This is a genomic window from Actinobacillus lignieresii (genome assembly GCF_900444945.1).
Taxonomy (GTDB): Bacteria; Pseudomonadota; Gammaproteobacteria; order Enterobacterales; family Pasteurellaceae; genus Actinobacillus; species Actinobacillus lignieresii.
In genome coordinates, this window is sequence record NZ_UFRM01000001.1 from 1,664,399 (window position 1) to 1,690,666 (window position 26,268).

The following is a 26,268-nucleotide window of genomic DNA, read 5'->3' on the forward strand; positions in this document are numbered from 1 at the left end:
GTCTCATTAAGCCTTAACCACTTTAACCGCACATTTTTTGTAGTCGGTCTCACCTGAAATCGGATCGGTTGCATCTAAAGTTAATTTATTGGCTAACTGTCCCGCATCGAAGAAGGTGGTATAAATTAAGCCTTTCGGACATTTATTACGACCGCGTGTATCCAAGTGAGTAACAATTTCACCGCGACGGGTAATTAATTTCACTTTATCACCGTGACGTAACCCGCGAGCTTTAGCATCGTCCGGATGCATCCAGCAAAGGTTATTCGGGAACGAACGGTGTAATTCCGGTACACGACGTGTCATCGTACCTGTATGCCAATGTTCAAGAACACGACCGGTACATAACCATAAATCGTACTCTTCGTCCGGACTTTCCGCTGGCTCTTCGTAAGGTACGCCTAAGATAATCGCTTTCTTATCCGGATAGCCGTAGAACGACACGCCTTCACCCGCTTTGACGTACGGGTCGAAGCCTTCACGGTAACGCCATAAGGTTTCTTTACCGTCCACTACCGGCCAACGTAAACCGCGCACTTGATGGTAAGTATCAAAGTCGGCTAAGTCATGTCCATGACCGCGACCGAATGCCGCATATTCTTCAAATAAACCTTTTTGTAAGTAGTAGCCGAAGTGTTCCGCTTCATCATTGATATAACCCGGTATGTTAGTCGGCGTATCGAATTTATCCACTTGACCGTTTTTATACAGCACTTCGTAGAGAGTTTTACCGCGATATTCCGGCATTTGTGCAAGTAACGCTTCATCCCATACTTCGTCGGTTTTGAAGTATTTAGAGAATTCAACGATTTGCCATAAGTCTGATTTTGACTCGCCCGGACCTTTCACTTGCTGACGCCAGAATTGGGTACGACGTTCCGCATTACCGTAAGCACCTTCTTTTTCCACCCACATACAAGTCGGAAGGATTAAGTCCGCCGCGACCGCAGAAACTGACGGATAAGGGTCGGAAACCACGATAAAGTTTTCTGGATTACGCCAACCCGGGAAAGTTTCTTCATTAATATTCGGACCGCCTTGCATATTATTGGTACAAAGTTGCCATAAGAAGTTAAGTTTACCGTCTTTTAACATACGGCTTTGCATTACTGCGGAATAGCCCGGTACGGTCGGAATCGTACCTTTCGGTAATTTCCAAGATTTTTCTACGATTTCAACGTGTTTCGGGTTGGTTACCACCATATCCGCCGGTAAACGATGTACGAAAGTACCCACTTCACGCGCCGTACCGCAAGCTGACGGCTGACCGGTTAATGAGAACGGACCGCAACCCGGAATTGAAATTTTACCGGTAAGTAAATGCACGTTATAAACCATTTGGTTTACCCATACGCCTCGAGTATGTTGGTTAAAGCCCATAGTCCAGAAAGACACTAACGTTTGTTTCGGATCCGCATACATTTTCGCAAGCGTTTCCAACTGATCTTTCGGCACGCCGGAAATTTCGTGCGCTTTTTCTAATGTATAAGGCTCAACGATTTTCTTAAATTCTTCGAAATCGGAATCATACATTTTGCCGGCGGTCTTCGCATTTTTCGCCGCTTTTTGACGAGGGTGATCCGGACGTAAACCGTAACCGATATCCGTTTCGCCGCGTTTGAATTTGGTATGTTTATTAACGAAATCCCAGTTTACTTTATCGTTTTGGATAATGTAGTTGGCGATATAGTTAAGAATCGCTAAATCCGAATGCGGTTTAAAAATAATCGGCGTATCCGCCAATTCAAACGAACGGTGTTCAAATGTGGACATTACCACCACTTTCACTTTATCGTCCGATAAACGGCGATCGGAAATACGGCTCCATAAAATCGGGTGCATTTCCGCCATATTCGAACCCCAAAGCACGAACGCATCGGTTTTCTCAATATCGTTATAGCAGCCCATCGGTTCATCCATACCGAAAGTACGCATAAAGGCTACCGCCGCAGACGCCATACAGTGACGCGCATTCGGGTCGATAGTGTTAGAACGTAAACCGCCTTTCCAAAGTTTAACTTTCGCATAACCTTCAAAAATAGTAGTTTGACCTGATGAGAACATACCGACCGAATTCGGTTCTTTTTTCTTCAGAATGTCTTTTACTTTCTCCGCCATAATGGTGAAAGCCTGATCCCAAGAAACCGGGGTAAAATCGCCTTCTTTATGGAATTTACCGTCTTTCATACGTAATAAAGGCGTTTGTACACGGTCTGCGCCGTACATAATTTTTGATAAGAAGTAACCTTTAATACAGTTTAAACCGCGGTTTACTTCCGCATCCGGGTCACCTTGGGTCGCAACTACGCGGCCGTCTTTGGTACCGACCAGTACGCTACAACCCGTACCGCAGAAACGGCATGGTGCTTTATCCCATCTAATACCGTCATCAGCAGCATAAACATTTTTTACAGGAATCGTCATTCCTGCCGCAGCAGCCGCAGCCATCGCCGCATTTGCTTTCATAAAATCTCTACGATTGAGTTCCATAATGTTTCCCACTTTTATAAAAAAATTAAAACTATTGTTCATCCAGATAATTGGAAATTAACGATACGACAATCACACCGTCAATATCCTTTACCTGATCGATTAAATCGGCTAAAGCAAGCTGTCTGTCACTCTCAAGTGTCACTACCAGTTTGCCTTCCTCGGCTTTCTCACCGTGAATTTCTGCAAACGGAATGGTAAGAATGTCCGCTTTCACTTGCGCTAATTTTGCTGGTTTTGCTTGAACGACTAAGCTACATACATACCAGTTTTTCGCTTCGTTTAAGTTTTCCGTACTCATTGCTAAAGTTCATTCCTTAAAATTGATATTGCGGAAGTAGGACAAACCGATAGGCAAGCGCCACAACCGTTACAAGCGGTTAAATCCAGTTGCAAAGTTGCAATGCCACCCAATGCGGGGCGAAAACGAATGGCTCTGCTTTCACAACCGTCTCCGCAACTTCTACATTCAACCCGCTGTTTTAATAAGCAGTTTTCTTTAATTTCGACCTTATGCCGCCATGCTTCTTCCGTTGTAGCCAAAAACACATCCGACTCACAACTTTTCACACAAGCTTCACAAAAAGTGCATTCGCCGCGACTAAAATCAATCTCGGGATAACCGCCCGCCCCTTTCACAATAATTTGTGTTTCACAGGCGGATATGCAATTATCGCAAGCGGTGCATTTTTCATAAAAATCTGCAAGATTTGTCCAAGGCGGGCGAATCGCATGATGTCCTTGCTGCCTTACCTGCTCGGTTTGTAACGCATTTAAAAAATGACCGCGTAAGAAACTACGTCGAGGTAAAGATTGTTGGCTGAACTCGGACAAAACACACCTACGGCAAAGAAAACTAAATAATGAATATTATCGGTTTTTACTGATCCGCTTTCATCACTCCAACGAGGTATTTGCCTAAGAACCGAAGGAAAGATTGATTATTATCAAAGAATAATTAAGGGAAGTTTTGTATGTAAAGACGGATTTCGAGGATAATTAAGAACCGTTATTATTTAGCTGAGAAATGTTATGAATCATCTGATTATTTACGCCCATCCTAACCCGCAAAGTTTTAACCGTGCGATACTTCAACAAGCCGTTCGGGCAAGTTCCGATCATCAAGTTACTGTACGTGATTTATACAGTTTAAATATTCATCCGAATTTGGCTTGGCAAGAATTCCAAGACAGCCTCACCGGTAAATATGCGGCACAAATCCAAACCGAACATCAATATTGGCAACAAGCCGATGTCATCACTTTTATTTATCCGCTTTGGTGGATGGGTTTTCCGGCAATTTTAAAAGGCTATTTAGACCGAGTGCTGACCTACGGCTTCGCCTACACCAATGGCGAAACCGAAAGTATCGGTTTATTAAAAGGCAAGAAAATGCAACAGTTTGTCACCATGGGCAACAGCAATCAGAAATATGCGGGCAAAGGTTTCTTAAAATCGCTTGACGATACGCTCGGCAACGGATTGTTTAGCTTCTGCGGTATTGAAAATGTAAAAATGCACTATTTAGGTGACGTCGGTTTAAAAGAAACCGATTATGCCGCCATTTTGCAACAAGTTGAGCAGAATTGCAGAGAAATGTTGAGATAATATAAAAATGAAAGCGGTTGATTTTAATAGGAAATTTGTAAATCTTTCCTCAAAATCAACCGCTTGTTTTCGCAATTTAAATTAGTTACCCGCTAACAAATACTCACGTAATTTGGCGAAATCCGCCGGCATAGTGTCGGATAATAATTCCATTTTGTTATGTTTATCCAATGCTTCCGGTAGTGGTAATTCGATGTTAAGAATACGTTCTACGCTTTCTTTGAATTTTGCCGGGTGAGCGGTGCAGAGGAAAATACCGGTTTCGCCCGCTTGAAGCTGATCTTTTAACACTTGGTAAGCGATCGCACCGTGCGGTTCGCATAAGTAACCTTCAGCATATTGTGCTTTTAATGCCGCTTCGGTTTCTGCATCATTTAATGCAGCCGAACCTAAATCGGTTAGCGCCCAGCCGTTGCGTTTAAATAATTCTTCCACGCGCGGCCAGTTGTTCGGTCGGCTTACGTCCATTGCGTTTGAAAGCGTTGCTACCGTTGCGTTCGGTTCCCATTTACCTGATTTTAAATAACGTGGCACGGTATCGTTCGCATTAGTTGAAGCGATAAAACGTTTGATTGGTAAACCTAGCGTTTTTGCGATTAAACCAGCGGTTAAGTTACCGAAGTTACCGCTTGGTACCGAAACTACGACGTCGGCACGTTTTGCTTTCGGTAATTGCGCTACCGCTTCAAAGTAATAACAAACTTGCGCTAATAAACGGCTGATATTGATTGAGTTTGCAGAATTTAAGCCGATCGCTTGACGTAATTCAGCATCGTCAAACGCTTGTTTTACTAACGCTTGGCAAGCGTCAAAATCCGATTCAATCGCAACGGTACGAATGTTACCGCCTAAGGTACAGAATAATTTTTCTTGTAACGGGCTGATTTTGCCTTTCGGATAAAGGATCACTACATTGATATTTTCTAAACCATAGAATGCGTGCGCTACCGCCGCACCGGTGTCGCCTGAGGTTGCGGTTAAAATGGTGATTTTGCCGTTACCACGCACGCTTGCCAGTGCTTGCGCCATAAAACGACCGCCGAAGTCTTTAAACGCCAATGTCGGGCCGTGGAACAGCTCAAGTGCAAAAATATCGTCATTCACTTTTGCTAATGGTGCCGAGAAAGTAAATGCGTTTTTTACCATTGCATTTACTGTTTCTTGCGGAAGTTCGTCACCAATCAGTGCTGCAAGAATTTTCTGACTACGCTCAACTAAAGGTAAATCCAGTAAAGCATCAATATCGTCAAATTTCGGTAACACTTCAGGGAAAAATAACCCCTGATCCTTACCTAAACCTTGGCGCACGCCTTGTGCGAAATTAACTTGTTCTTCGGGGTGTTTGATGTTGTATAAGTTCATTAGGAAAAGTCCTTTATTATTAAGTATTAAGAGTGATTTGTCAGATTCTAGCTATTATCCTTAGTTAGTCAATGCAAAAGGCGTAAATAAGCGGTATTATTTGCGCAAATTTTTACAAAAAGGAAACCTGCTATGAAAACAACAATTCGAAAAATATCCGCTCGAAAAAGCATTGCTTTAGTGGCGCACGACAGTTGTAAACAAAGTCTGATTCAATGGACGCTACAACACAAAGCGAGTTTAACGCCGCATACCTTATATGCAACCGGTACGACCAGACATCTGTTAGCTCGTGAAAGCGGTTTAAACATCCAAGCGTTATTAAGCGGTCCGATGGGCGGCGATCAACAGTTAGGCGGACTGATTGCAGAGAAAAAAAATCGATATGCTGATTTTCTTTTGGGATCCGATGAACGCCGCACCGCACGATCCGGATGTCAAAGCGTTAATGCGTATTGCGACGGTTTGGAACATTCCGGTAGCGATCAACGAAACCAGTGCCAATTTCCTGCTCAGTGCCGCACTATTCGATCAGGAAATCGGAATTAACGTACCGGATTACGACGGTTATCTCGCCGAACGTTTAGCTTAAACCGTTCGCTTTGCTCTTGTTCAAGCGGTCGGATTTGCTTTAAAATTTGCAAAAATTCAGCTGAATTCGACCGCTTCCTATCATGAAAAACTTCCTAAAAACATTCCGATTCGATTGGTTATCGGAAAATATGATTAAAACGCTACCGATCTTTATTTCAATTAATCTGGTTTCGCTCGTCGTGTGGCAACTGCAAATGTCACATTTGGCGATGTCGCTGATATTAGGGGTTATCGCCGGCGGTTTGGTGGATTTGGATAATAGCCCGACCGGCAGAGTTAAAAATCTGGTATTAAGTTTACTTGCCTTTGCCGTTTCATCGTTAGGCGCACAATTTTCACTCAGTTTCGGTTGGCTGTTTTTACCGGCGGCAATGTTAAGTACCTTTATTTTAGTGATGCTCGGTGCAATCGGACAACGCTACAGTACGATTGCGTTCGGTTCGTTAATCGTTGCGGTTTACACCAGTTTGGTCTATACCCCGGAAAGTATTTGGTACGGCAATATGTTGATGATCTTGTCCGGCGCATTAATTTACGGGGTGGTGGCGTTAATCGTGCATTTATGTTTCCCAAATCGTATCGTTCAGGAAAACTTAGCCAAAGCCTACGATGCGTTAGGCGCCTATTTACAAGCCAAATCGGAATATTTCGACCCCGATGACGATGATCTCGCCGCCAAACAGCTTGCTTTAGCCAAAGCGAACCAGCAAATTATCCAAACTTTCGACCAAACGCGGATTTCGTTGTTTTATCGCTTGCAAGGGCGTAACCGCCATAGCCGTACCCATCATTTGCTTCGTTATTATTTTACCGCACAGGATATTTGGGAGCGGGCAAGTTCCAGCCATTATCAATATCACGAATTGTTTCAACAATTAAATAACAGCGATTTGATGTTCCGTTTCCAACGTGTAATGGAATTACAGGCGATTGCCTGCCAGCGAGTTGCTTCGGCATTACGTCACGGCGAAAGCTATCAGCATAGCGCAAGAGGAGAAAAAGCCTTACAAGGGTTACTTAACTCGCTGCATTTCCATAGCGAACGGGGCTTAAAATCCGCTCATCGTTGGCAATCTATTGCGGAAAACCTACGGAATATCGAAGGGCAATTAAACCAAATCGAACAAGAAAACGGTGTGGACGACTTACGTAAAGACGTAGTGAAATCCACCCGCTTGATTGCGGAGAATGTATCCGGTCTTAGAAATATGCTTAACGCGATTCGTAGCCAATGTACGCTGTCTTCACAACTATTCCGCCATGCGATTCGCTTATCTATCGTGGTGTTCGCCTGCAGTTTAGTCGTGCAATTATTAAATTTGGACGGTAAAGGCTATTGGATTTTACTAACCGCCGTATTTGTCTGCCAACCGAATTATGCCGCAACCAAAAAACGGTTGATTCAACGTATTATCGGTACGGTATTAGGCGTATTTGTCGGCTTCCTGTTCCAATATTTTGCACCGAGTTTAGAAGCGCAGCTCGGACTTATCAGCATTACCGGCAGCTTATATTACTTCTTCCGCATCAGTAATTACGGTTTCTCAACCTTCTTTATTACATTACTGGTGTTTGTAAGTTTAGACGTTTCCGGTTTAGGGGCGGAAAACGCTCTATTACCGCGTTTATTCGATACTCTCATCGGCACGGCATTAGCGTGGTTTGCGGTTTCGTTTATTTATCCGGACTGGAAATACCTCAATCTGCATCGCAATTTACAAAGCACGCTTGTCGCCAGCGGACAATATCTACGCCATATTTTGGCGCAATTGCAATTCGGGTATAACGACCAATTAGCCTATCGTGTCGCCCGCCGTGACGTACATAATAATATTTCGGCATTAAGTGCGGTGATTTCTAATATGCACGGCGAACCTAAAAAATATCGAGAAGTGCTGGACTTTGCGCCGAAACTATTAGGCGTAACCTATACGTTGCTCGGTTATATTTCGGCATTAGGCGCATATCGAGTGGAAAGTTCGGAATTAAGTCATAATATTGATTTTTCGGCGATCTTTTTCAGTAAGGGAAAACAGGTGGTCGATATATTAGATGCGATCACACAGATGAAAGATAGCGAATCCGTTCCTCTGCAACTCAGTGAAATCGATATGGCTCTCAATCATTTCGAACAGACTTATCAAGACGGCGGCGATAAGCTCGCTCTGGTATTGGTTCAACAACTGCGTATGATTACTCAGTTGTTACCGCAATTACAACGCTTGGTGAATAAAGAACAACTTTATCGGGAATAACACTCAAACAAGCGGTCGGATTCGGCAAAAAAATAACAAAATATTCGTTAAATTCGACCGCTTCTTTTTATCTCAACGAAGAAAGAGCGGCGCGATATTCATCGGATTGTTGTAATAAAATATAAGCGGCTTGGCGCAGCTTATCGACATCTTCTTCGGGCAAATAAAACGAAGTACTGATGTTCAGCACGTTTTTTTTCAATTCGCCTTCCGGCAGATCTTTCAAACTCAAACCGACAAAATGCAATCGAATTTTCTGCCTTTTCTGAGTTACGGCATATTTATTCCACGCATCGGTAAAAGTACGAAAACGACGTAAGGTATTTTGAGTCGTTTTATCAATCGGCACGTTAATAATCGTATTAATCACATCGGTTACGCTCGGCACGTTTGCAGTCGTGTCTATTTCATTCGTGACTTCGTTTTGCGCATTCACATTAATCACGATAATATTCTTAATTCGGCTCTGTCGAATGATTTGATAAAGCTGTTCCATACCGAACGCTTCGGAAATATCCAACAAACCGGCTAAACCCAAATTATCGGTTAAACCGCCATCGACCAAATGCACAAACGGGCGTTCTCGACTATTTTGGTAAAGCGTCAGCATATGCTTGGTTTCTTGAATATTTTTGGTGGTTAAACCGTTTACCGTCTGCTCACGTACTACGAACTCTTTCGGCATCTTAAACCGACAATTTCCGCCGTTATTATTAAGCGTTAAAGGTGCAAAAATCAGCGGTACGGCACTGGATGCCGCCACCGCACGCGCAATTTCCAAATCATTGAGGTTTAGACAAAGCCCGTCGAACGTTTCTTGCGTAAAGCTGAACTTCTGCCCCATATTCATATCAGTTGCGCTGATCACGGCAAAAGGTCCTTTGCGATTTTTCTCTAAATCCTCGAACGTTTTTCCCTTATACAGCGCAATATTGAGCTGTTCTTGAAGCAAATCGCCTCTGCCGAATTGCGGAGAAGTTAAACGCGGAACATTGGAAAGCGAAAAGACTTGACCGATGACTTCTCGCTGAAAATTTCTTTTCAGAAATTTTTCCTCGAATTTAGGAATGACATCTCGTCCTTCCAAAGCGAAATAACCGGCTAACACCGAACCGCCGGATACGCCGTACACCAAATCGATATTATCAATTAGGCTCGAACCTTTCGCCGCCGGACGAATATGTTCCAATTTAAGTTGTTCTAATACGCCGTAACCGAGGGCCGCCGCTCGCGTACCGCCGCCGGAAAACATTAGGATAACGAGATTACCGTCTTCGGTATTTTTATTGATGGTGGATTGTAAACGGTAGCCTTGATCAGGGGTAATTTGCGTAATGGATTGAACCGGTTGATAAGAAACCAAGCTACAGGCGGATATGCCCAGTACAGCGATTAGCCCTATAGATTTTTCTAATAATGTTATCGGCTTCATACGCGGCTATCTCATCAACACGGTTAAGATAATGGAAACGTAAATAATAATTTATAGATAAGAATAACGATGATAAACAAGAAAACAAGCAATCCATTTTAATCTCCTTTAAAACTTCTCAAAATGGATTGCTTATTTTATTAAAGCTAGAGTTTGTAAATCACCGACTTACCTGAAGGTAAGGCAACCGCAATCTGTAGCTGTCCGCCGATAGCGTCGATATAACGTTGAATGGAAGATAATTTTATATCCGTTCCCCGTTTTTCCAACGCCACAACGGAAGGCTGGCTAATTTGTAATTTATTAGCGATCTCTTGTTGCGTAATTTGCAGTTCTTCACGTAAATGGCTTAATTTTAAATCTAAACACATCGTCGTTTCTTCAGCGAATGTTTTCAGACGATTGAGTTTATTATGTTTTAAGATTTCTCTTAGCTTTTTTTCTTTCATTTTAATAACCTCTTTTTAGTGCGACAAATAAATTGTAATCAATTTAAAGCCAGTTTCGAACCCTATAGGATAAACGGGTAAAATGCACGAGAAAAATATTAATTTTGCGATCTGGATCGCAAAATCGAAAAAAATAACTTGCATTTTGCTAAAAAATTAAGCGGTCGATTTCTTTGCAAGATTTGCATTGAAATCAACCGCTTACTTTAGAAGGATACAATCAAAATTCTAACTAGATATTACCGCTACCGTCATCTAAATGCGCACGGATAAACCATTGTAATTTTTCTAACGCACTAATTTGGCCTACTAATAAATCTTCGCTAACCGGATCTAAATGACCGTTATGCTCAAGCACCACTCGATGCGCTTCAATATTATGCGAGTAATACGAATCGATCATTTTTAAATGATCCTGTACCGTCGCACGACCTAACGGATATTCAGGCGTTTGACGAGTCGCAACTAAATTACCGGATAAACCGTTCGGCGCTACGCCTAATGTCGCCATACGTTCGGCAATTTCATCTACAAATTCACGTACTTCATCAACTTGGCTATCCAGCATTTCGTGTATCCCGATAAAACCTTTACCAACGACATTCCAGTGTACGTGTTTTAAAATCATCGCCAATTCGTTTAAACCTTGTAAGCGCATTTGTAACGCATCGGCAATTAAATGACCGGTAGAAACGGTTAAACCCGGAACGGTGTGAGTAGCATTTTTATTTACGTCTGCGCTAAGTGCTTGTGCTTGGGTACTTAAAGTTAATACTGGGAAAGTAATAGTATTAGTTGTCATAATTTATACTCCTATTGATTTCTTTTTCATCATTTAACTGGGCAAATTATGAGTAAAATTCACAATACTGTCTAATTGTTATTACTGATAAGTACGATAGGTATTAATAGATAAAACTAATTAAATAAGGTTATATAAATAGGTTATTTCTATTAATGATTCTGAAATTCATTTGCAATAAGTTTATTATCCACCATAAGTAAATAGTTATTCCACAAATGTGATATTTATCCACTCATATTTTCCATTTACAATACTCCTAATCACAACAGCGGTCAAATACCGTATCAAATCACCAAGTTTAAGGAATTTAAAATGTTACAAGTCAGAAAAGCAAATGAACGAGGCGACGGTTCATTCGATTGGTTGGAAAGTTATCATACGTTCTCTTTTGCCAATTATTATGATCCGAAGCATATCCATTTTTCACATCTACGAGTAATTAATGAAGATTTTATCGCACCGGCACGCGGTTTCGGTATGCATCCGCACGACAATATGGAAATCCTCACTTATGTACTTAACGGGCGTGTCGCTCATAAAGACAGTATGGGTAACCAAACCGAAGTAAAAGCGGGCGAATTCCAAATTATGTCGGCAGGGACGGGCGTTTTCCATTCGGAAATCAATCCGGATCTGGAAGAAACCTTACATCTTTATCAAATTTGGATTATCCCGAATCAAAAAGACGTAACTCCTCGTTACAGCCAAGATAAGTTTGCCGATCGTGAAGGCGGTACGTTAATTTTATCGCCGACCGCCGAACAAGGTTCGTTTAAAATTTATCAGGATATGAAATTGTGGCGTTATCAATATGCGGCAAATAAAAATGCGCAAATCGAATTGGATAGCAACCGTTCATACTGGCTACAAGTGGTAAAAGGTCAATTAAGCGTAAACGGTACAAAACTTGAAACCAGCGATGCGTTAGGCATTCGTGCCGAACAACTATTAACGATTGAAACCGATAGCGACGTTGAATTTTTATTATTCGATTTAGTTTAAACATTAACCACGGAATTTACGCCGTGGTTTTTTTATTTTAATTTGCGCAAACGTTTGCGCAATGTCTAGTCAAACAATCGAAACGGCGTTATACTCATCGCTCCCATCTAATAATATGCAAACTCGAGGAAGCGACAATGAGCAATTCAGTTATTACCGTTATCGGTAAAGACCGTGTAGGTATCGTGTACGACGTATCAAAAATCTTAGCGGAAAATCAAATTAATATCGTGAATATCAGCCAACAATTAATGGATGACTTTTTTACGATGGTAATTTTGGTGGATACCGCCAAATGTGCCAAATCATTCCCGGAATTAGCCGAGTTTTTCACGCAAGAAAGTAAAAAGCTGGCGTTAGATATTCGTATTCAAAACGAAGAAATTTTCAAAGCGATGCACCGTATTTAAGGGAGTGGCGAAATGAGTATTCAATCCAGCGAAATTATTGAAACGATAAAAATGGTCGCCGACCAGAACTTTGACGTGCGCACCATTACCATCGGTATCGATTTACACGACTGTATCAGTGCCGATATCGATCAATTAAACCAAAATATTTATCAAAAAATTACCACCATCGGCAAAGACTTAGTCGAAACCGCCAAAATTCTTTCCGCCAAATACGGCATACCTATCGTTAATCAGCGTATTTCCGTCACGCCTATCGCACAAATTGCCGCAGCAACGAAAGCGGATTCTTATGTTTCTATCGCACAAACACTCGACCGTGCGGCAAAAGCAATCGGCGTATCTTTTATCGGCGGATTTTCCGCATTAGTGCAAAAAGGGATGTCGCCTTCCGATGAAGTTTTAATTCGCTCGATTCCGGAAGCGATGAGAACCACCGATATCGTGTGTAGTTCGATCAATATCGGCTCAACCCGTGCCGGTATTAATATGGATGCGGTAAAACTTGCCGGCGAAACGATTAAACGTACCGCCGAGATTACTCCGGAAGGTTTCGGCTGTGCCAAAATTGTGGTGTTCTGTAATGCGGTGGAAGACAATCCGTTTATGGCGGGTGCATTCCACGGTTCGGGTGAAGCGGATGCGATTATTAATGTCGGGGTTTCCGGCCCGGGTGTGGTAAAAGAAGCGTTAGAAAATTCCAATGCGACAACCTTAACCGAAGTAGCGGAAGTCGTGAAGAAAACCGCATTTAAAATCACCCGCGTCGGTGAGTTGATCGGGCAAGAAGCGGCAAAAATGCTGAATATTCCGTTCGGTATTTTAGACTTATCGCTTGCACCGACACCGGCAGTCGGCGATTCCGTTGCGCGTATTTTAGAAGCGATGGGCTTAAGCGTATGCGGTACGCACGGTACGACCGCAGCCTTAGCATTGTTAAATGATGCGGTGAAAAAAGGCGGTATGATGGCGTCCAGCTCTGTCGGCGGTTTAAGCGGTGCGTTTATTCCGGTATCGGAAGATGAAGGGATGATAGCTGCTGCGGAAAGCGGTATCTTAACGCTAGATAAATTGGAAGCGATGACAGCCGTTTGTTCGGTCGGTTTAGATATGATCGCCGTACCGGGTAAAACGCCGGCACATACCATTTCCGGTATTATCGCCGATGAAGCGGCAATCGGTATGATCAACAGCAAAACTACGGCGGTACGTATTATTCCGGTAACCGGCAAAGATGTCGGCGAAAGCGTCGAATTTGGCGGTTTACTCGGTTATGCGCCGATTATGCCGGTTAAAGAAGGCTCGTGCGAAGTGTTTGTGAATCGCGGCGGACGTATTCCGGCACCGGTTCAATCAATGAAAAACTAATCGCTATTTAGCTTTAAAACTTATAAAAAGCGGTCAATTTCAATAGGAATTTTGCAAAAATCCTGAGAAATTGACCGCTTGTTTTTTATATCTTCACTTTCTTAGGCTTATTTACCGATACAGAACGAGCTGAAAATATTGCCTAGCAGATCATCCGAGGTAAATTGACCGGTAATTTCGCTTAACGCATTTTGTACCATACGCAATTCTTCTGCGAGTAATTCGCCGGCGAAGAATTGGGTTAATTGGATATGACCGCGTTCTAAATGCTCTGCGGCGGTTTCCAACGCCTGTAAGTGACGGCGGCGAGCTAAGAAGCCGCCCTCGGTCGAGCTTTGATAACCCATTGATTTTTTAAGGTGCTCACGCAGTAAGTCCACGCCCACTTTGGTTTGTGCCGATAAACGAATCAAAGTAAAACCGTCCAACTCTTGTAAGCCTTCAGCCTCGCCGGATAAATCCACTTTGTTACGAATCACGGTAACCGGAATGTTTTGCGGTAATTTGGCTAAAAAGTCCGCCCATTCGGTCTTAAATGCTTCCGCCGTTTGTTCGGTGCTGTCGATCATCAATAATACGTGATCCGCCTGTTCGATCTCATCCCACGCACGTTGGATCCCGATTTTCTCCACCTCATCGCTCGCTTCACGTAAACCGGCGGTATCAATAATATGCAGCGGCATACCGTCAATGTGAATATGCTCACGCAATACGTCACGGGTAGTACCGGCGATATTTGTTACAATCGCCGCTTCTCTGCCCGCTAAAGCGTTTAACAGGCTCGATTTACCGGCATTCGGGCGACCGGCAATCACCACTTTCATCCCTTCACGCAAAATCGCACCTTGTTTCGCTTCTTTGCGTACGCCGTTCAGTTGGCGAATAATATCGTTTAAATGCCCTTCGATTTTGCCGTCCGCTAAAAAATCGATTTCTTCATCGGGAAAATCAATCGCCGCTTCCACATAGGTGCGCAGGTAAATGACCGAATCGACTAGCTGATTAATCTTATTAGAGAACTCGCCTTGTAGCGATTTTAACGCCGAACGTGCCGCCTGTTCGCTGGTCGCATCAATTAAATCGGCAATCGCTTCCGCTTGTGCGAGGTCGAGTTTATCGTTTAAAAAGGCTTGCTCGGAAAACTCGCCGGCACGGGCAATACGTATGCCTTTAATTGTTAAAATACGTTTCAGTAAAATATCTAAGATGACTTGACCGCCATGCCCTTGCAGTTCTAACACGTCTTCTCCGGTAAACGAATTCGGCGCTTTAAAGAACAATGCAATACCTTGGTCTAACACCGTGCCGTCTTGATCTTTAAACGGTAAGTAATTGGCAAGACGAGGTTTTAGCTCTTTGCCCAGCACTTCTTTTGCCACCTCTTGAGCCAACGGCCCCGAGATGCGTAAAATGCCCACGCCCCCACGACCAATCGGGGTTGCCTGAGCAACAATCGTATCTTTCATTTGGATCCCTTCTTATTAAAGAAGCGGTCGTTTTTGCAAAAAAATTTGCAAATCGGACCGCTTGTAATCGTTCTATTATAGCATAAAACGGAAGGTACTACATTTTATGATTTAAGTTCCGCTTAAGCTAAAACCGCTAATGCCGCTTCGTAATTCGGTTCGTTTTTAATTTCGGAAACCAATTCGCTGTGTAACACGCGATTATTTTCGTCTAATACGATAACGGAACGTGAAGTTAAACCGGCAAGCGGACCGCTTTGAATATCAACGCCTAATGCGTTATGCGCCGCTTTATTACGGAATGTTGAAAGGGTTTGTACGTTTTCGATCCCTTCCGCACCACAGAAACGCGCCTGTGCAAAAGGTAAATCGGCGGAAATACAAAGCACAACCGTATTGCTTAAATCAGCCGCTTTTTGGTTAAACACACGTACTGAAGTCGCACATACACCGGTATCGATACTTGGGAAAATATTTAATACTTTACGTTTTCCGGCAAAACTTGCTAACGCCACATTTTCCAAACCGTTATTCACTAGGCTAAAATCGGCAACCGTATCGCCCACTTGTGGAAAAATACCGGCAACGGTAATCGGATTATCCATTAAAGTTACATTACTCATCTTAAACATCCTCTGGTTGAAAAGTAAAACTAATATAGCGGCTTTTATTCCGCATTTAAACCTTTTAATAAAATAAGTAAAATTTGCTATACTTCGGTAAATTTTTAAGAAGCGTCGTCTTCATTTAAACTCAAGGTTATTTATGTTAAAAATTCTTCGTATCCTTTTAATCGCCGTTCTTGCGATTATGATTTCCCTTATCGGAACACTCTATGCGTTTGTGCGTTTTCGCCATCCGAGTTCGGTCGGCGTCGTCGCTAAAATGTATGCGGCGATGCATCGTTTAGTCGGCTTAAAAGTCATTTACCGCCCTCGTCCGGCATTTAATCAGTCGGCGATTTACATCGCTAATCATCAAAACAATTACGATATGCTTACCATTGCCGGTATGGTGCCGCCTCGCACGGTAACCATCGGTAAAAAGAGTCTGATTTGGATTCCGTTTTTCGGCTTGGTTTATTGGGCGACCGGTAATATCTTTATCAACCGTGAAAAGCGCAGTAGTGCGATCAGCACAATGAATAAAGTCGGGGAAATTATTCGCGAACGTCAAATTTCGATTTGGATGTTCCCGGAAGGTACCCGCAGCCGCGGCAGAGGTTTATTACCGTTTAAAACCGGTGCATTCCACACGGCAATTGCCGCCGGCGTGCCGATTGTACCTATCGTCTGTTCTTCGCTACATAATAAAGTCGATTTAAACCGTTGGAATAACGGCGTGGTCATTTGTGAAACGTTAGAACCGATTGATACCAGCGGTTACAACCGTGATAACATCAAAGAATTAATCGAAAAAAGTTATGCCGTGATGTCGGCGAAAATCGAAGCGTTGGATGCGGAGGTTGCCGCATTAGAAGCCAATAAAGAAACAAAGTAATTAAAGATGATGAATCTGACCAGAAGACAATTACTTACTCGTTCGGCGGTTGCCGCAACGATGTTTTCCGCACCGAAAACCTTATGGGCGGCAGAACGCCAACCGCTAAAAATCCCACCGATTATCGACGTCGGTCGCGGTCGTCCTGTGCGTTTGGATTTACGTCCGGCACAAACTCAGTTCGACAAAGGCAAACTGGTTGATGTTTGGGGCGTAAACGGTCAATATCTTGCGCCTACGGTGCGAGTCAAATCCGATGATTTTGTGAAACTGACCTATGTGAATAACTTGCCGCAAACGGTAACGATGAATATTCAGGGGCTGTTAGCTCCGACCGAAATGATCGGTTCCATTCATCGCAAACTGGAGGCTAAAAGCAGTTGGTCGCCGATTATCTCGATACATCAACCGGCTTGTACCTGTTGGTATCACGCCGATACGATGCTCAATTCGGCGTTCCAAATTTACCGAGGTTTAGCCGGGCTGTGGATTATCGAAGACGAGCAAAGTAAAAAAGCGAATTTACCGAATAAATACGGCGTAAACGATATTCCGCTGATTTTACAAGATCAGCAGCTCAACAAACAGGGCGTACAAGTTTTAGATGCCAATCAAAAACAGTTTTTCGGGAAACGTCTGTTCGTTAATGGGCAAGAATCCGCCTATCACCAAGTAGCGCGAGGCTGGGTACGTTTACGTATCGTAAACGCCTCGCTATCGCGTCCTTATCAATTACGCTTAGACAATGATCAACCGTTACATTTAATTGCAACCGGTGTCGGTATGTTAGCCGAACCCGTGCCGTTAGAAAGCATTACTCTTGCTCCTTCCGAACGAGTGGAAGTCTTGGTCGATCTCAATGAAGGTAAAACCGTTTCACTGATAAGCGGTCAAAAGCGAGACATTTTTTACCAAGCGAAAAACCTGTTCAGTGACGATAACGAATTAGCCGACAACGTGATTTTGGAACTGCGTCCGGAAGGTATGGCGGCGGTGTTCAGTAATAAACCGAGTTTACCGCCGTTTGCAACCGAAGATTTTCAATTAAAAATTGCGGAAGAACGTCATTTGATTATTCGTCCGTTCGATCGTTTGATTAATCAAAAACGCTTTGATCCGAAACGGATTGATTTTAATGTGAAACAAGGCAACGTCGAACGCTGGTATATTACCAGTGATGAAGCGGTCGGATTTACTCTGCAAGGCGCGAAATTCCTGATTGAAACCCGTAATCGCCAACGTCTGCCGCATAAACAACTTGCTTGGCATGATACGGTTTGGTTGGAAAAAAACCAAGAAGTGACCCTGTTAGTTCGCTTTGACCACCAAGCAAGCGCGCAATTACCGTTCACTTTCGGCGTATCCGATTTTATGCTACGTGACCGAGGTGCGATGGGACAGTTTATCGTCACCGAATAAGCGGTCGGATCTGTCGCAAAATTTGCAAAAAATTGAAAAAAATAACCGCTTAAATACCTATTTAGCCCGTATCACTGGTAAAATAGATAGAATTTTCTGAAAATAGGACTTAGACAATGAGCCAAGAATATTTAGATTTTGAATTACCGATTGCCGAATTGGAAGCGAAAATCGAATCGCTCCGTGCAGTTAGCGAGCAAGACGGTAAAATCGACCTTGATGACGAAATCAAACGCTTACAGAAAAAAAGCGAAGAACTGACCAAGAAAACCTTTGCCAACTTAGATGCGTGGCAAGTTTCTCGTATGGCGCGCCACCCGAATCGCCCGTACACTTTAGATTATATCGAGCATATTTTCACCGAGTTCGACGAACTTGCCGGTGATCGTGCGTTTGCGGACGATAAAGCAATCGTCGGCGGTATAGCACGTCTCGACGGGCGTCCGGTAATGGTCATCGGCCACCAAAAAGGTCGTACCACCAAAGAAAAAGTGAGACGTAATTTCGGTATGCCGGCACCGGAAGGCTATCGCAAAGCGTTACGTTTAATGGAAATGGCGGATCGCTTTAATATGCCGATTATTACCTTTATCGACACGCCGGGCGCTTATCCGGGTATCGGTGCGGAAGAACGCGGTCAAGCGGAAGCGATTGCACGCAACTTACGTGAAATGGCGCAATTAAAAGTGCCGGTTATCTGTACGGTTATCGGTGAAGGCGGTTCAGGCGGTGCTTTAGCGATTGGTGTCGGTGATAAAGTAAATATGTTGCAATATTCAACCTATTCGGTCATTTCTCCGGAAGGTTGTGCTTCCATTCTTTGGAAAAGCGCCGAAAAAGCCTCAACTGCAGCGGAAGTTATGGGTTTAACCGCGCAACGTTTAAAAGAATTAAACTTAATCGACAGCATCGTGGCTGAGCCGCTCGGCGGTGCGCACCGTGATGTGGCGCAAATGGCGGAAAATCTTAAACAACAAATTTTAGCCGATTTACAAGACTTAGCTCCGCTCAGTACGGAAGACCTATTAGATCGTCGTTATCAACGTTTAATGAGCTACGGTTACGTATAAACGGGTCAAATTTTTGTGATTTTTTGCGAAAATTTGATCGCTTTTTTATACACAAAAATCTTAAATCGACTATTTTTGAATGGATAACAAGTTATTCGGAAGTAAAGAAGAATGGTGCCGACTACCGGAATCGAACTGGTGACCTACTGATTACAAGTCAGTTGCTCTACCTACTGAGCTAAGTCGGCGTATCTTGAAAAGAGGCGTTATTATAGTTTTTTCGTTTAAAGTTACAAGTCTATTTTGTTAGATTTTTATATATTCAAAAATAAAAAGGGAGTTAATTGAATGAAAAACATTCTGTCTATTCAATCTCATGTGGTTTACGGTTATGCGGGCAATAAATCCGCTACCTTTCCCATGCAATTGTTAGGTGTCGATGTTTGGGCGTTGAATACGGTACAATTTTCGAATCATACCCAATACGGTAAATGGAAAGGAATAGTAATGCCGAAAGAACAAATCGGTGAAATTATCCAAGGTATTGATGAGATTGGCGAATTGGCAAAATGCGATGCGGTACTTTCCGGTTATATCGGTTCGGCCGAACAAGTCACGGAAATCGTAAACGCATTTCATACGGTGAAAAGTCGTAATCCGAATGCGATTTATCTGTGTGATCCGGTCATGGGGCATCCGGATAAAGGCTGTATCGTCGCCGACGGCGTAAAAGAAGGCTTAATAAAACAGGCAATGGCGCATGCCGATATTATTACGCCGAACTTAGTCGAATTAAGAGAATTAAGCGGTTTAAGCGTAGAAAATTTTGAACAAGCGATTGAAGCGGTAAAAGTCATTCTCACCAAAGGACCGAAAAAAGTTTTAGTGAAGCATTTAAGTAAAGTCGGTAAACAAGCGGATAAATTTGAAATGCTTTTTGCAACCGAGGAAGGTATTTGGCATATCAGTCGTCCGCTCTATCAATTTAATAAAGAGCCGGTAGGCGTAGGCGATCTGACTGCGGGTTTATTCTTAGCCAATTTACTGAACGGTAAATCGGATATCGAAGCCTTTGAACATACCGCAAATGCCGTAAATGATGTGATGGAAGTTACCGCAAATTCCGGCGTTTACGAACTGCAAATTATTGCCGCTCGAGAATTTATCCTTACACCTCGTAACCAATATAAAGCGATAAAGATTGTTTAATCGAAATAACCTAAAAATCATGCCGCTTGTTGTGAAATAAGCGGCATTTTTTATTCGTTTATTTTAGTGAGTATGGGAAAATCGTTCGTATCTTTCCCTAATCATCAAAAATCAAAAACAAAAAGGCGTGCCTTTCAACACGCCTTCTCTTTTAGCATTTCGCTTCAAATATTAAGCTAAAACTTAATTATTTGATGATTTTCGCTACAACGCCCGCACCTACTGTACGACCACCTTCACGAATCGCAAAACGTAAACCTTCGTCCATCGCGATTGGGTGAATTAAGCTCACTGTCATTTTGATGTTGTCGCCCGGCATTACCATCTCAACACCTTCCGGTAACTCGATTGTACCTGTTACGTCCGTTGTACGGAAGTAGAACTGTGGACGGTAACCTTTGAAGAATGGAGTATGACGACCACCTTCTTCTTTTGATAATACGTAAACTTCTGATTCGAAGTCTGTGTGCGGAGTGATTGTACCCGGTTTCGCTAATACTTGACCACGTTCGATTTCTTCACGTTTTGTACCACGTAATAAGGCACCAACGTTTTCACCCGCACGACCTTCGTCTAATAATTTACGGAACATCTCAACACCGGTTACGGTTGTTTTCGTAGTTTCTTTGATACCTACGATTTCAACTTCTTCACCTGATTTGATGATACCACGTTCAACACGGCCTGTTACTACTGTACCACGACCAGAAATCGAGAATACGTCTTCGATTGGTAATAAGAACGGTTTATCAATCGCACGCTCTGGTTCCGGAATATAAGTATCTAAGTGGTGTGCTAACTCAAGAATTTTTTCTTCCCACTCCGGCACGCCGTTTAACGCTTGTAACGCTGAACCACGTACGATTGGTGTGTCATCACCCGGGAAATCGTATTGAGAAAGAAGTTCACGCACTTCCATTTCTACTAATTCTAATAACTCTTCGTCATCTACCATGTCGCATTTGTTTAAGAATACGATGATGTATGGTACGCCTACTTGGCGACCTAATAAGATGTGCTCACGAGTTTGTGGCATCGGACCGTCTGTCGCTGCTACTACTAAGATTGCACCGTCCATTTGCGCCGCACCGGTAATCATGTTTTTAACATAGTCCGCGTGTCCCGGGCAGTCAACGTGTGCGTAGTGACGTGTTTCTGTATCGTACTCAACGTGTGATGTGTTGATGGTGATACCACGTGCTTTTTCTTCCGGTGCATTATCGATTTGGTCGAATGCACGAGCCGCACCACCGAAGTGTTTTGATAATACGGTAGTGATTGCTGCTGTTAAAGTTGTTTTACCATGGTCAACGTGGCCGATTGTACCCACGTTAACGTGCGGTTTTGTACGTTCAAATTTTTCTTTAGACATTTTAAAAAGCCTCTTAAACAAACACGGTTACAAATGGTACATAACCACATTAACCAAATGTAGAAATTGTTAATAAATTCAAGACATTGAAAAGATGAAAATAGAAGAAATGCTGGTGCTGATAGGCGGATTTGAACCGCCGACCTCACCCTTACCAAGGGTGCGCTCTACCAACTGAGCTATATCAGCGCTTGGAGCGGGCAGCGGGAATCGAACCCGCATCATTAGCTTGGAAGGCTAAGGTAATAGCCATTATACGATGCCCGCTGTTCTAAATTCGTCTGTCCGATGTGCGATTCAATTATAAGGAATGGTGGAGGGAGAAGGATTCGAACCTTCGAAGGCTGAGCCAACAGATTTACAGTCTGCCCCCTTTGGCCACTCGGGAATCCCTCCACGATTAATTGAATACTTATTTACAACATGCGATAATGGTGCCGACTACCGGAATCGAACTGGTGACCTACTGATTACAAGTCAGTTGCTCTACCTACTGAGCTAAGTCGGCGTTGCGTTGTCGTAAGCAAGTGAGGTGCATTATAGGGAAATTTTAAAAGCGCGCAAGCATTTTTTTCAAAAAAATTAAAAAATCTGTTTTTTCGATTGCTTAGTAAACAAAATGATTGTTTTTTAGATATTTTACCTGTTTTTCTTAAGATAAAACGTCCTATTTTTAGATTTATATTGTATATTTGTACCCCAGCTTTTCTAAGAAAAGCATACTATTGCATCGGAAAACTAGAGAATTTGGCTATGAGCCTGCAAAAATCAAACAAAATCACACCTTTTTTAACTTTTGATCGTCAAAAATGGGCCGAATTACGTAAATCCGTCCCGCTAAAATTGACCGAGCAAGATCTCAAACCGCTACTCGGTTTTAATGAAGACCTTTCTTTAGATGAAGTAAGCACTATTTATTTACCGCTTGCCCGTTTAATTAACTACTATATTGAAGAAAACTTAAAACGTCAGACCGTATTACACCGCTTTCTTGACGTTGCGTCACCGAAAGTACCTTATATTATCAGTATCGCCGGCAGCGTATCGGTCGGCAAAAGCACTTCGGCACGTATTTTACAGGCCTTACTGTCGCAATGGCCGAGCGAACGTAAAGTCGATTTGATTACGACGGACGGTTTTTTATATCCGCTGACAACATTACAAGAAAAAGATTTGCTTAAACGCAAAGGCTTTCCCGAATCATACGATATTCATCGCTTAATTCAGTTCGTCTCCGATATTAAATCGGGTAAACGTCATATCCAAGCGCCGATTTACTCACACTTAACTTATGACATTATTCCCGATCAATATAATGTGGTTGATCAGCCGGATATTGTGATTTTAGAAGGTTTAAACGTACTACAAAGCGGTATGAATTACCCGTCAAGTCCGCATAACGTATTCGTTTCGGATTTTGTTGATTTTTCTATTTATGTCGATGCCGATGAAGATTTGCTTAAAGAATGGTATGTCGCTCGTTTTTTAAAATTCCGCCGCAGTGCGTTTTCCGATCCGAACGCTTATTTCCATCATTATTCCAAACTTTCGGAACAGGAAGCCATTCGAACCGCTTCGAGCATTTGGGATGAAATTAACGGTTTGAATTTAAAACAAAATATTCTGCCGAGCCGCGAACGCGCAAACTTAATATTAATAAAAGGCGAGGACCATGCGATTCAGACGGTGAAGCTTCGTAAATAACGAAAAATATGATGATAGCAACGTATCGCATAATTAATCTAAAATACCGACAATTAATAGGCGATCAATAGCTAAATTTTTGTTAAGCTAACCGCCTGTTTTTGTAAAATTTCATTTAAAAAAGACCGCTGATTATGAACAAAAAACTTTTACTTCCTCTAATTATCTTCTTAGGGCTCACCGTCACTTTTATGGTGCAACTTTCACGTAATGCGCAAGGGGACGATCCTAAAAAATTGGAATCCGCTTTAGTCGGCAAAACGATTCCGGATTTTCGCTTGGAATCCTTGTTAGACGAAAAACAAATGTTGGATCAAAACGTATTAAAAACAGGTACGCCCCGTTTATTAACCGTTTGGGCGACATGGTGTCCGACTTGCTATGCCGAACACGAATATTTAACGCTACTGGCGAAACAAGGCGTGGAAATTGTCGGTGTGGATTATAAAGACGAACGCTCAAAAGCGATGAGATTCCTCGCCAGTTACGGCAATCCGTACAAAGCGAATATTTACGATCCTAAAGGCTCTTTAGGTTTAGATCTCGGTGTTTACGGTGCGCCCGAAACCTTTATCATTGACGGCAACGGCGTCATTCATTACCGCCACGCCGGCGATGTAAACGATCAAGTATGGAATCAAGTATTAAAACCGATTTATGAAAAACTTAAACAGTAACAGTATGAAAAAATTTCTCTCTCTTTTTATATTTGCAACAACCGTGGTAAAGGCCGCACCTATCGAGGTTAATCAATTCGATTCGGCACAACAAGAATCGGATTATCATGCGTTAATCCAAGAGCTGCGTTGTCCGCAATGTCAGAATAATAATATCGCCGATTCTAACGCTACCATCGCGACAGATATGCGCTTCAAAACCTTGGAACTGCTTAAACAGGGTAAAAGTAAAAATGAAGTGGTGGATTATATGATTGAGCGTTACGGTAACTTCGTGACGTATGATCCGCCGCTGACACCGGCAACCGTGTTACTTTGGGCATTACCGGTAGCGTTGTTATTGCTGGGCTTCGGTTTAATTTGGGGACGAAAATCCAAAGCGAAACAAGCGGTTAAATCCGAACAAAATTCTGCAAAGGCAGAGATTGATCAAGCACGTTTAAATCAAATTCTTAACAATAAGGACGACTAATGAATTTTTGGATCATTATTGCGCTAATTACCATCGTCATCTGCTTTATTGCTTTCTATCCGTTATTAAAAAAGACCGCCAAAAGCGACTCGACCAAACGCGACAGTTTAAATAAAGCCTTCTATTTGGATCGTTTAAAAGAAGTCGAACGTGAAGCGAATGAAGGGGTGATTGACGACCCTGAAAAAACCAAATTGGAACTTCAACAAAGTTTATTGGACGATATTCCCGAGCAAGCACAGACGCAACAAGCGCAACAAACTAAATCGGGTAAAGTTTTGTTTGTCGGTCTATTGTTAGCAGTGGGCGCTATCGGTACCGCCGCTTATGTTAGCGTCGGTTCGTGGCAAGCCGGTAATATGATTGATATGACTCATAAGAAATTAGAATATTTTTATGAGCGTATTAAAAATGAAGAGACCAATCCGCTATCCGAACAAGAGCTAAATCAATTTGCGATGGCATTACGCGTCGAATTACAAAATAAACCGAATGATGCCAAAGGTTGGTTTATGTTAGGTCAAATCGGCATGGCGAAAGATGACGGTCAATTAGCACTGGAAAGCTATGAAAAAGCCAGCAAACTGGACCCGAAAAATCTGCAATATAAAGGCAGCTACGCGCAAGTGCTGATGTTCTCGCAAGATCAAGCGGATAAGGACAGAGGTAAAGCGGTGTTAAAAGAAATTTTACGTGAAGATCATACCAATTTAGATGCGCTCAGCTTACTGGCTTTCAGTTCTTTTGAAGAACAAGACTATAAAATGGCGGCAATGACTTGGGGCATGATGCTAAAACTGATTCCTGAAGGCGAACCGCGCCGCGCTACGGTAGAAAAAAGTATCAATATGGCAATGTCGATGTTGCAAGAGCAAGAAAGCAAACAACCGGCTAAAGCGGAAGAGAAAAAATAATAACATTTTAGCGAACTAAAAACTGATTCGGGCGGGTTTATACCCGCCCTAAAATTGCAAAAGGATAAATAATGTTAAGTAAAGAGACATTAAAAATCGGTTTGGTTTCCGTTTCGGACCGTGCCTCCGGCGGCGTTTACCAAGACCAAGGTATTCCCGAATTACAAGCGTGGTTGGAATCCGTATTAACCGCCCCGTTTGAAGTGGAAACATGTTTAATTCCGGACGAGCAAGCTATCATTGAGCAAACATTAATTGAATTGGTGGATACGCACCACTGCCATTTAGTCTTAACCACCGGCGGTACCGGACCGGCAAAACGAGACGTCACGCCGGATGCGACCCTTGCGGTGGCACATCGTGAAATGCCGGGCTTCGGCGAACAAATGCGTCAAGTAAGCTTGCATTTCGTACCGACCGCAATTCTTTCTCGCCAAGTTGGTGTTATTCGTCACGACTCGCTAATTTTAAATTTACCGGGGCAGCCGAAAGCAATTAAAGAAACTCTTGAAGGGGTAAAAGACGCACAAGGTAATACGCTGGTACGAGGCGTTTTCAGCGCCGTGCCGTATTGCTTACAACTATTAAGTGATATTTATATCGACACTCGCTCTGAAATCTGCGAAAGTTTCCGTCCGAAATCAGCAAGAAGATAATCTTTAAAACCACGGAGCACCTGATAACTCGGAAAACTAAACAAGCGGTCAAATTTACTGAAAATTTTACATTCCGAGTAATCTGCGTTATCCG

The 26,268-nt window shown here is 42.7% G+C and carries 24 protein-coding genes, 5 tRNA genes and 1 pseudogene; 15 read left to right on the forward strand and 15 right to left on the reverse strand.

Features of this window, described 5'->3' with window-relative positions:
* Positions 1-6: 6 nt before the first annotated feature.
* From napA to napF, 3 genes are read right to left on the reverse strand one after another with little or no spacing between them, the layout of a single operon-like run.
* A complete protein-coding gene (gene napA / locus DY200_RS07695; RefSeq protein WP_115587572.1) occupies positions 7-2,490 on the reverse strand; it encodes a nitrate reductase catalytic subunit NapA in 2,484 nt (827 codons plus the stop codon).
* Between the two features lie 31 nt (positions 2,491-2,521).
* A complete protein-coding gene (locus DY200_RS07700; protein ID WP_115587574.1) occupies positions 2,522-2,791 on the reverse strand; it encodes a chaperone NapD in 270 nt (89 codons plus the stop codon).
* A 2-nt stretch (positions 2,792-2,793) separates the two neighbouring features.
* Positions 2,794-3,324, reverse strand: coding sequence for a ferredoxin-type protein NapF (napF, locus tag DY200_RS07705; protein WP_005602070.1), 531 nt, complete (start codon positions 3,322-3,324; stop codon positions 2,794-2,796).
* A gap of 198 nt (positions 3,325-3,522) precedes the next feature.
* Between napF and DY200_RS07710 the strand changes: the two genes are divergently transcribed.
* Complete coding sequence (locus DY200_RS07710; RefSeq protein ID WP_115587576.1) at positions 3,523-4,098, forward strand: NAD(P)H-dependent oxidoreductase; 576 nt, start codon at positions 3,523-3,525, stop codon at positions 4,096-4,098.
* Between the two features lie 81 nt (positions 4,099-4,179).
* Here DY200_RS07710 and thrC read toward each other — a convergent pair whose 3' ends face one another.
* Entirely contained in the window at positions 4,180-5,460 is a 1,281-nt protein-coding gene (gene thrC, locus DY200_RS07715) for a threonine synthase (protein ID WP_115587577.1), read from the reverse strand.
* Between the two features lie 132 nt (positions 5,461-5,592).
* Here thrC and mgsA point away from each other — a divergent pair.
* Positions 5,593-6,052 (forward strand): annotated as a pseudogene (mgsA, locus tag DY200_RS07720) (methylglyoxal synthase).
* An 82-nt stretch (positions 6,053-6,134) separates the two neighbouring features.
* The gene (yccS, locus tag DY200_RS07725) at positions 6,135-8,309 is read left to right on the forward strand and encodes a YccS family putative transporter (RefSeq protein ID WP_115587578.1); all 2,175 of its coding nucleotides are present in this window, start codon (positions 6,135-6,137) and stop codon (positions 8,307-8,309) included.
* A 67-nt stretch (positions 8,310-8,376) separates the two neighbouring features.
* Here yccS and DY200_RS07730 read toward each other — a convergent pair whose 3' ends face one another.
* From DY200_RS07730 to DY200_RS07740, 3 genes are all read right to left on the reverse strand, one after another.
* Positions 8,377-9,741 (reverse strand): patatin-like phospholipase family protein, encoded by a 1,365-nt coding sequence (locus DY200_RS07730; protein ID WP_115587579.1) that lies wholly within the window; start codon positions 9,739-9,741, stop codon positions 8,377-8,379.
* A 146-nt stretch (positions 9,742-9,887) separates the two neighbouring features.
* Positions 9,888-10,190 carry a helix-turn-helix domain-containing protein gene (locus tag DY200_RS07735; RefSeq protein ID WP_005598743.1) on the reverse strand — a complete coding sequence of 101 codons (303 nt, stop codon included), beginning with the start codon at positions 10,188-10,190 and terminating at the stop codon, positions 9,888-9,890.
* Positions 10,191-10,422: 232 nt separating this feature from the next.
* Positions 10,423-10,992, reverse strand: a complete 570-nt coding sequence (locus DY200_RS07740; RefSeq protein WP_005598741.1) for a Dps family protein — start codon at positions 10,990-10,992, stop codon at positions 10,423-10,425.
* A 315-nt stretch (positions 10,993-11,307) separates the two neighbouring features.
* Here DY200_RS07740 and DY200_RS07745 point away from each other — a divergent pair, with 315 nt between their 5' ends.
* From DY200_RS07745 to DY200_RS07755, 3 genes are all read left to right on the forward strand, one after another.
* Positions 11,308-11,997, forward strand: a complete 690-nt coding sequence (locus DY200_RS07745) for a pirin family protein (protein ID WP_005598738.1) — start codon at positions 11,308-11,310, stop codon at positions 11,995-11,997.
* A 137-nt stretch (positions 11,998-12,134) separates the two neighbouring features.
* The gene (locus tag DY200_RS07750; protein WP_005602150.1) at positions 12,135-12,407 is read left to right on the forward strand and encodes an ACT domain-containing protein; all 273 of its coding nucleotides are present in this window, start codon (positions 12,135-12,137) and stop codon (positions 12,405-12,407) included.
* 12 nt (positions 12,408-12,419) lie between these two features.
* On the forward strand, positions 12,420-13,775 hold the full coding sequence (locus tag DY200_RS07755) for a PFL family protein (protein ID WP_115587580.1): 1,356 nt from the start codon (positions 12,420-12,422) through the stop codon (positions 13,773-13,775).
* A gap of 107 nt (positions 13,776-13,882) precedes the next feature.
* Here DY200_RS07755 and mnmE read toward each other — a convergent pair whose 3' ends face one another.
* Both mnmE and tpx read right to left on the reverse strand, forming a co-directional pair.
* Positions 13,883-15,241 carry a tRNA uridine-5-carboxymethylaminomethyl(34) synthesis GTPase MnmE gene (gene mnmE, locus DY200_RS07760; RefSeq protein WP_005602146.1) on the reverse strand — a complete coding sequence of 453 codons (1,359 nt, stop codon included), beginning with the start codon at positions 15,239-15,241 and terminating at the stop codon, positions 13,883-13,885.
* Between the two features lie 122 nt (positions 15,242-15,363).
* Positions 15,364-15,864: a thiol peroxidase gene (tpx, locus tag DY200_RS07765; protein ID WP_115587582.1), complete on the reverse strand. Its 501-nt coding sequence runs from the start codon at positions 15,862-15,864 to the stop codon at positions 15,364-15,366.
* A gap of 142 nt (positions 15,865-16,006) precedes the next feature.
* Between tpx and DY200_RS07770 the strand changes: the two genes are divergently transcribed.
* The 3 genes from DY200_RS07770 to accA all read left to right on the forward strand — a co-directional run bounded on the left by DY200_RS07770 (position 16,007) and on the right by accA (position 19,230).
* Positions 16,007-16,741: a 1-acylglycerol-3-phosphate O-acyltransferase gene (locus DY200_RS07770; protein ID WP_115587583.1), complete on the forward strand. Its 735-nt coding sequence runs from the start codon at positions 16,007-16,009 to the stop codon at positions 16,739-16,741.
* A 6-nt stretch (positions 16,742-16,747) separates the two neighbouring features.
* A complete protein-coding gene (locus tag DY200_RS07775; protein WP_115587585.1) occupies positions 16,748-18,160 on the forward strand; it encodes a multicopper oxidase domain-containing protein in 1,413 nt (470 codons plus the stop codon).
* Positions 18,161-18,276: 116 nt separating this feature from the next.
* Positions 18,277-19,230, forward strand: coding sequence for an acetyl-CoA carboxylase carboxyl transferase subunit alpha (gene accA, locus DY200_RS07780; RefSeq protein ID WP_005598724.1), 954 nt, complete (start codon positions 18,277-18,279; stop codon positions 19,228-19,230).
* 112 nt (positions 19,231-19,342) lie between these two features.
* Here the strand turns inward: accA and DY200_RS07785 are convergent.
* A tRNA-Thr gene (locus DY200_RS07785) sits at positions 19,343-19,418 on the reverse strand.
* Positions 19,419-19,518: 100 nt separating this feature from the next.
* Between DY200_RS07785 and pdxY the strand changes: the two genes are divergently transcribed.
* Positions 19,519-20,379, forward strand: coding sequence for a pyridoxal kinase PdxY (pdxY, locus tag DY200_RS07790; RefSeq protein WP_115587586.1), 861 nt, complete (start codon positions 19,519-19,521; stop codon positions 20,377-20,379).
* Between the two features lie 187 nt (positions 20,380-20,566).
* On the opposite strand, the gene tuf is transcribed toward pdxY, so the two are convergent.
* From tuf to DY200_RS07815, 5 genes are all read right to left on the reverse strand, one after another.
* A complete protein-coding gene (gene tuf / locus DY200_RS07795; protein WP_009875214.1) occupies positions 20,567-21,751 on the reverse strand; it encodes an elongation factor Tu in 1,185 nt (394 codons plus the stop codon).
* Between the two features lie 113 nt (positions 21,752-21,864).
* Positions 21,865-21,940, reverse strand: a tRNA-Thr gene (locus DY200_RS07800).
* A gap of 3 nt (positions 21,941-21,943) precedes the next feature.
* Positions 21,944-22,018: transfer RNA gene (locus DY200_RS07805), tRNA-Gly, on the reverse strand.
* Between the two features lie 44 nt (positions 22,019-22,062).
* Positions 22,063-22,147: transfer RNA gene (locus tag DY200_RS07810), tRNA-Tyr, on the reverse strand.
* Between the two features lie 36 nt (positions 22,148-22,183).
* Positions 22,184-22,259, reverse strand: a tRNA-Thr gene (locus tag DY200_RS07815).
* 245 nt (positions 22,260-22,504) lie between these two features.
* Here DY200_RS07815 and coaA point away from each other — a divergent pair.
* From coaA to mog, 5 genes are all read left to right on the forward strand, one after another.
* Positions 22,505-23,455: a type I pantothenate kinase gene (coaA, locus tag DY200_RS07820; protein ID WP_005598784.1), complete on the forward strand. Its 951-nt coding sequence runs from the start codon at positions 22,505-22,507 to the stop codon at positions 23,453-23,455.
* Between the two features lie 134 nt (positions 23,456-23,589).
* Positions 23,590-24,132, forward strand: coding sequence for a DsbE family thiol:disulfide interchange protein (locus DY200_RS07825; protein ID WP_005598787.1), 543 nt, complete (start codon positions 23,590-23,592; stop codon positions 24,130-24,132).
* Positions 24,113-24,604, forward strand: a complete 492-nt coding sequence (locus DY200_RS07830) for a cytochrome c-type biogenesis protein (protein WP_115587588.1) — start codon at positions 24,113-24,115, stop codon at positions 24,602-24,604. Before DY200_RS07825 ends, DY200_RS07830 begins: the two co-directional genes overlap by 20 nt.
* Entirely contained in the window at positions 24,604-25,518 is a 915-nt protein-coding gene (gene ccmI, locus DY200_RS07835) for a c-type cytochrome biogenesis protein CcmI (protein WP_115587589.1), read from the forward strand. The genes DY200_RS07830 and ccmI overlap by 1 nt, the downstream gene beginning before the upstream one ends.
* A 71-nt stretch (positions 25,519-25,589) precedes the next feature.
* Complete coding sequence (gene mog, locus DY200_RS07840) at positions 25,590-26,174, forward strand: molybdopterin adenylyltransferase (protein WP_115587590.1); 585 nt, start codon at positions 25,590-25,592, stop codon at positions 26,172-26,174.
* Positions 26,175-26,268 lie beyond the last annotated feature (94 nt).